We start from the raw sequence: 6,325 nt of genomic DNA on the forward strand, positions 1-6,325 counted from the left end.
TCCGGCGCCGGACGACGGAGCGACATCGGCCCCGGTTCCCACGCCGGACCCTGCTTCCGCTCCCGGGCCGGGTTCCGCGTCGGCGGGGGGTTCCGCTCCCGGGACGGGGCCCATGTCTGGGTCGGGTCCCGCTTCCGGACTGGGTCGCTCGTCTGCGTCGGGTCCCACTTCCGGGACGGGGCCCGGGTCTGCGCGAGGGTTTGCTCCTGCGCCGGCCCTTGACTCTGGTTCGGATGCCGCGTCTGTGTCGGGCCTTGCTTCGGCACCGGACTCTGCTTCGGCACTGGGGCCCGCGTCCGCGTCGGGTGCCGTGTCCGGGCCGGGCCGCGCTTCCTCGCCCGGCCATGCACCCGCGTCGGACTCCGCGTCCGAGCCGGACCCTGCTTCCGCGCCGCGTCCCGCGTCCGGGCCGGCCCAGGCGGCCCGCGAAGCCCTTCGGCGTGCGACGGCCGCGAGTCGCGCGCGGGCTGCGGGCGCGCATGTCGGGCACCCCTCAGGCCCGAAGAACCTCTCAGACCCGAAGAACCTCTCAGACCCGAAGAGCCCCTCAGACCCGAAGAACCTCTCAGACCCGAAGAGCCCCTCAGACCCGAAGAACCCCTCAGGCCCGGAGAGCCCCTCAGACGCTGAGAACCCCTCGGGGCCTCAGAGCTCCTCGGATGCCGCGGCTTCGTCCGGTTCCGAGACCTCCTCGGACGCCGCGGCCTCCCCGGGCGCCGCGTCACTCTCCGAACCCTCCGAATCCTCCGAACCCTCCGAGCCCGGCGGGGCCGACGGATCGGGTTCGGTGCGTGCGGCGGGCGGGCACGGACCCCGTCCGGCGGACAGCGCCGCCGCAGGCGCCGCGCGCCCCGGCGACGTGGCGCGTGAAGCGTTGCGTGCGGCGCGGGACGAGGCGCGACGAGCCCGCGCGGATGCCGCGGCAGATGAGGCAGGACCCGGGAGGCGAAGGTCAATCGCCCCTGTTTCCAAGGGAGTTGAGGAAGGGGGCCGGTTCGCCGAGTCGACGGCCGGTCGCCGGGCGGCCTCGCGCGGACGGCGCCGCCCGGACCCGGAGCCGAGGGCCCGCGAACTGCGGGAGCTGCTCGCCGGGGCGTTCCGGATGCCCACCGACGACGCCGACGGCACCGAGGACACGTACGCGCCCTCGGAGCGGCCGCACGCACGGCCTCGGGCCGCGGGCCGCGAGCCCGCGGCCGGGCACCCCGCGCGCCCCTCGGACCTGCCGCCGAAGGCCCCGGACGCCGTCCCCGGAGAAGCGGGGGACGTGGACGCCGGAGGGCGCCGTGGCCGCTCCGCGCTGCCCGGGGGTCCGCTCCCGGCGGCCCCGCCCCCCACGCCTGGGCAGCCGGGCGACGAGGACGAGACGCCGCGGGCCGTGGACACGGCCGGAAGCGGCGCTCGGTACGGGGCGCCCGAGGACCCGCCGTCCGGAGAACCGGGCGACCGGAGCGAGCCGTCGCGCGGCGGCCGTACCGCGCGTCACGGCTCCGGGCACGGCGGATCGGCCGACGCACGCGAGGCGCGCCCTGGAATCGTGGACCGGGCCGCGCTCACGGGCGACCGGCTGCCCCGTTCCATGGCGTCCCCGGGGCGCGACGGCGAGCTGCGCCGTACGTTTCCGGCCTTCCCGGCGCGGGTGTCGGAGACCGACGCCTTCGCGGAGACATGGTGGGGCAACGCGTGGGTCAACGCTCTGGAGGAAGGGGCACTGGACGCGGCACGGCTGGCACGCGGGCGGACGTACGCGGGACACGGACACGTGGACGCCATCACCGTCACTCCGGGCCTGGTGCTCGCGTACGTGCACGGCACGCGCCCGCGGCCGTATCGCGTGCAGGTCAGGGTCCGGACGCTGTCGGACGAGGACTGGGACCGTTTCCTGGACGCCGCGGCCGAGCGACCCGGACACATCGCAGCGCTGCTCGACCAGCAGATGCCCAGGTCGCTCGCGGAGTGCGGGGTCGCGCTGCTCCCCGGCCCCGGCGAGCTGGAACCGCGGTGCAGCTGCCCCGACTCCGGCCATCCCTGCAAGCACGCCGCCGCCCTCTGCTACCAGGCGGCGCGTCTGCTGGACGAGGACCCGTTCGTCCTGCTCCTGCTGCGCGGTCGTGGCGAGCGCGAGCTGCTCGACGCGCTGTCCCAGCGCAGCGCGGCCCGCGCGGCCCGCGCCGCCCAGGAACAGGAACCGGCACCCGTCCCCGGCGTGCGTGCTCGCGACCTGCTCGCGACACGCGCCCTGCCGCCGCTCCCCGCACCGCTGCCGCCGCCCGCGCACCCCGAGCAGCCGCCGACCTACCCGGGCGTGCCCGGGGGCCCGGACACGTTCGCGCTCGACCAGTTGGCGACCGACGCCGCCGCCCGCGCGCACGCGCTGCTCACCACGGGCCGTGACCCCGTGGCCGAGCTGACGCTGTGGCAGGACGCGGTCCGTATCGCCGCGGCCCGGCCCGGGTCCGGACTCACGGCCGCGACCCGCGCCCTGTACGCGTCTCTGGCCTCCGCGTCCGGGCGCACCGCGACCGACCTGGCGCGAGCCGTCGCCGCCTGGCGCCAGGGCGGATTCGAGGCGCTCAGGGTGCTCGACGAGCCCTGGGACCCTCCGGCGGGCCGCTTCGACCGGGCCCGGCCGCTCCTGCTCGCCGCCGACCTGCCCGCCTTCCGCCCCTGGCGCAACCACCTCACCCACCCGCGGGGGCACGCCCAGCTGCGCCTGGGCCGGAACGGTCTCTGGTACGCCTACGAGTCGGAACCGGGCCACGACGACTGGTGGCCCCGAGGCACCCCCGACCTCGATCCGGTGGGCGCCCTGACCGGCCTCGGGGCACCCGGCGAGCTGTGACCGCCGCGGTGTCCCAGGGACCCACGACCGGCGCAGTCTGCCCGCCCGCGCGCCCCCACCGTCCGGCCCGCGCCCCATCCGCGGCCCTGCCCGCGCGGCCTCCGTCGTCCGGCCCCGCTCCACCCCCACGACGTGCGGCGACGAGCCCCGGCCATGTCACGCGCACATGTGACGGACCCGTGTGGGCGGCGTGCACAAGCGGGGGCCATGTCCGTGACGACTGGCGCGGAAGTTAGCGTGGAGCGGTGAGTGAGACGAAGACCCCTGCCCTGCAATACCGCTTCGACGGCCCGGAAGACGCCCCAGTCCTCATCCTCGGCCCCTCGCTCGGCACCACCTGGCACATGTGGGACCGGCAGGTCCCCGAGCTCGCGAAGCACTGGAGGATCTTCCGGTTCGATCTGCCCGGGCACGGCGGGGCACCCGCCCACCCGGTGGGTTCGGTCGGTGAACTCGCCTGGCGGCTGCTCGCCACGCTCGACGGGCTCGGCGTGCAGCGCTTCGGGTACGCGGGCTGCGCGCTCGGGGGCGCGATCGGGACCGAGCTCGCGCTGCGTCACCCGGAGCGCCTCGCCTCGCTGGCGCTGATCGCGTCCTCGCCGCGGTTCGGCACGGCGGACGAGTTCCGGCAGCGCGGAGTGATAGTCCGCACGAACGGCCTCGACCCGATGGCGCGGACCTCGCCCGAGCGCTGGTTCACCGGCGGCTTCGTCGCGGCCCAGCCCGCGATCACGGAGTGGGCCGTGCAGATGGTGCGCACCACGGACCCCGGCTGCTACATCTCGTCCTGCGAGGCGCTCGCCGCGTTCGACGTGCGCCCCGAGCTGGGCCGGATCGGTGTGCCGACCCTCGTGCTCGTCGGCTCCGACGACCAGGTCACCGGGCCCGCCGAGGCGCGCACGCTGGTCGCCGGGATCCCCGACGCCCGGCTCGCGGTCGTGCCCGGCGCCTCCCACCTCGTGCCGGTGGAGCAGCCCGCCGCGGTCACCGACCTGCTCGTCCGGCACTTCTCCACCGCCTGGCAGCCCGCCTTCGACTCGACCACCGGGCAGATGGCGATCCCGGCCGCGCCGGTCAAGCCCGTCCTGGCCGCGCCGCAGCCCGTCGCACCCGTCGCCGAGATCGCCCCGGCCGTCGTGCAGCCCCCCGTGCTGGGCCGCCCCGACCCTTACGACGCCGGGCTCAAGGTCCGCCGCGAGGTGCTCGGGGACGCCCACGTCGATCGTGCCCTGGCCACGGCCGACGAGTTCTCCGGCGACTTCCAGGACTTCGTGACGCGCTACGCATGGGGCGAGATCTGGGACCGGCCCGGCCTGGACCGGCGCTCGCGCAGCTGCGTCACGCTCACCGCGCTGGTCGCGGGCGGCCACCTCGACGAGCTCGCCTTCCACACCCGCGCCGCCCTGCGCAACGGACTCACCCCGGCGGAGATCAAGGAGGTGCTGCTCCAGGCCGCCGTCTACTGCGGTGTGCCGGCCGCCAACAGCGCCTTCAAGGTGGCGCAGCAGGTCATCCAGGAGGAGACCACGCCCCAGGAGTGAGCTCCCGGGGCGGGGCAGGGGCAGGATGGACGCATGAAGCTCACGAAGAAGTCGCACGCGTGCGTCCGTCTGGAGAAGGACGGCCGCACGCTCGTCATCGATCCCGGCGGTTTCAGCGAGGAGGACGCCGCCGTGGGCGCGGACGTCGTCCTCGTCACCCATGAGCACGCCGACCACTTCGACGAGGGCCGGCTGCGGGCGGGGCTGGAATCCAACCCGGCGGCCGAGATCTGGACCCTGAAGTCGGTCGCCGAGAAGATCTCCGCCGCCTTCCCGGGCCGCGTGCACACCGTGGGGCACGGCGACACGTTCACCGCGGCCGGCTTCGACGTCCAGGTGCACGGGGAGCTGCACGCCGTCATCCACCCGGACATCCCGCGCATCACCAATGTCGGCTACCTCGTCGACGGCGGCCGGGTGTTCCACCCGGGAGACGCCCTCACCGTGCCCGACCAGCCGGTCGAGACCCTGATGCTCCCGGTGATGGCCCCGTGGAACAAGATCTCCGAGGTCATCGAGTACGTCCGCGAGGTCAAACCGCAGCGCGCGTACGACGTCCACGACGCCCTGCTCACGGACCTCGCCCGGCCGATCTACGACCGGCAGATCGGCGCCCTGGGCGGCTCCGAGCACCTGCGGCTCGCACCGGGCGGCTCGGCCGAGGTGTGAGCCTCGCCCGCCACCACCACCGCGTACTTCGCGGCCCCGCACGGGCCGACGGCCGGCTGCTCCCGCACGGCCGTCGGCCCGTTGTCGTACCCGCCGGGTAGGTTGTCAGGCATGCGCATCGCCACCTGGAACGTGAACTCGATCACCGCCCGCCTCCCGAGGCTGCTGGCCTGGCTGGAGAGCACCGGCACGGACGTGTTGTGCCTCCAGGAGGCCAAGGTCGCCGCCGAGCAGTTCCCCGTGGACCAGCTGCGGGAGCTGGGGTACGAGACGGCCGTGCACGCCACGGGCCGGTGGAACGGCGTGGCGGTGCTCTCCCGCGTCGGCCTGGAGGACGTGGTCAAGGGCTTGCCCGGCGACCCCGGGTACGAGGGCGTCGAGGAGCCCCGCGCCATCTCCGCGACCTGCGGACCGGTCCGCGTCTGGTCGGTCTACGTGCCGAACGGCCGCGAGGTGGGCCACCCCCACTACGCCTACAAGCTCCAGTGGTTCGAGGCCCTGAAGGCCGCGGTCGCGGGCGACGCGGCGGGCAGCCGCCCGTTCGCGGTGCTGGGCGACTACAACGTGGCGCCGACGGACGACGACGTCTTCGACGTGGCCGCCTTCGAGGGCCTCACCCATGTCACCCCGGCCGAGCGGGCCGCGCTGGCCTCCCTGCGCGAGACGGGCCTGTCGGACGTCGTCCCGCGCCCCCTCAAGTACGCGCACCCGTTCACGTACTGGGACTACCGTCAGCTCGGCTTCCCGAAGAACCGCGGCATGCGCATCGACCTCGTCTATGGGAACGAGCCGTTCGCGAAGGCCGTCACCGACTCCTACGTGGACCGCGAGGAGCGCAAGGGCAAGGGGGCGTCGGACCACGCCCCGGTCGTGGTCGACCTGGAGGTGTAGCCCCCGCGGCGGGCGCGCGGGGGAGGCGCGTCATGCCGTCGGCAGCGGCGCACCGGCGACCACGGGATGGTCGTGCTCGACCGGGCCGAGCGCGGAGGCGCCGCCCGGCGAGCCGAGTTCGGCGAAGAACTCGGTGTCGGCCCTGCGGAAGTCCGCCCACTCCTGAGGGGTGTCGTCCTCGAAGAAGATGGCCTCGACGGGACACACGGGCTCGCACGCACCGCAGTCCACGCATTCGTCCGGGTTGATGTACATCTTGCGAGGGCCCTCGTAGATGCAGTCGACGGGGCACTCGTCGACGCAGGCCTTGTCCTTCAGATCAACGCAGGGCTGTGCGATGACGTACGTCATGAGTGCTCTCCACGGTCCAGGTGTCGTTGCC

The 6,325-nt window shown here is 74.7% G+C and carries 5 protein-coding genes; 4 read left to right on the top strand and 1 reads right to left on the bottom strand.

Annotated features, from left to right (window positions below):
- The first annotated feature begins 787 nt into the window (after nt 1-787).
- The 4 genes from BKI49_RS30430 to BKI49_RS30445 all read left to right on the top strand — a co-directional run bounded on the left by BKI49_RS30430 (nt 788) and on the right by BKI49_RS30445 (nt 5,943).
- Nucleotides 788-2,842, top strand: coding sequence for an SWIM zinc finger family protein (locus BKI49_RS30430; protein WP_095937495.1), 2,055 nt, complete (start codon nt 788-790; stop codon nt 2,840-2,842).
- Nucleotides 2,843-3,087: 245 nt separating this feature from the next.
- Nucleotides 3,088-4,383, top strand: a complete 1,296-nt coding sequence (gene pcaDC / locus BKI49_RS30435) for a bifunctional 3-oxoadipate enol-lactonase/4-carboxymuconolactone decarboxylase PcaDC (RefSeq protein ID WP_095937496.1) — start codon at nt 3,088-3,090, stop codon at nt 4,381-4,383.
- Between the two features lie 33 nt (nt 4,384-4,416).
- Entirely contained in the window at nt 4,417-5,052 is a 636-nt protein-coding gene (locus tag BKI49_RS30440; RefSeq protein ID WP_095937497.1) for an MBL fold metallo-hydrolase, read from the top strand.
- A gap of 111 nt (nt 5,053-5,163) precedes the next feature.
- Nucleotides 5,164-5,943, top strand: coding sequence for an exodeoxyribonuclease III (locus tag BKI49_RS30445; protein WP_095937498.1), 780 nt, complete (start codon nt 5,164-5,166; stop codon nt 5,941-5,943).
- A 30-nt stretch (nt 5,944-5,973) separates the two neighbouring features.
- Here the strand turns inward: BKI49_RS30445 and fdxA are convergent, their stop codons facing one another.
- Complete coding sequence (fdxA, locus tag BKI49_RS30450; RefSeq protein WP_095937499.1) at nt 5,974-6,294, bottom strand: ferredoxin; 321 nt, start codon at nt 6,292-6,294, stop codon at nt 5,974-5,976.
- Nucleotides 6,295-6,325 lie beyond the last annotated feature (31 nt).

This window comes from Streptomyces sp. Tue6028 (assembly GCF_002300165.1).
In the GTDB taxonomy this organism is placed as follows: Bacteria; Actinomycetota; Actinomycetes; order Streptomycetales; family Streptomycetaceae; genus Streptomyces; species Streptomyces siamensis.

Bases quoted from the DNA above. Each gene is read 5' to 3' on its own strand.
- BKI49_RS30445 (WP_095937498.1), top strand. From the start codon at position 5,164: ATGCGCATCGCCACCTGGAACGTGAACTCGATCACCGCCCGCCTCCCG.
- BKI49_RS30440 (WP_095937497.1), top strand. From the start codon at position 4,417: ATGAAGCTCACGAAGAAGTCGCACGCGTGCGTCCGTCTGGAGAAGGAC.
- fdxA (WP_095937499.1), bottom strand. From the start codon at position 6,294: ATGACGTACGTCATCGCACAGCCCTGCGTTGATCTGAAGGACAAGGCC.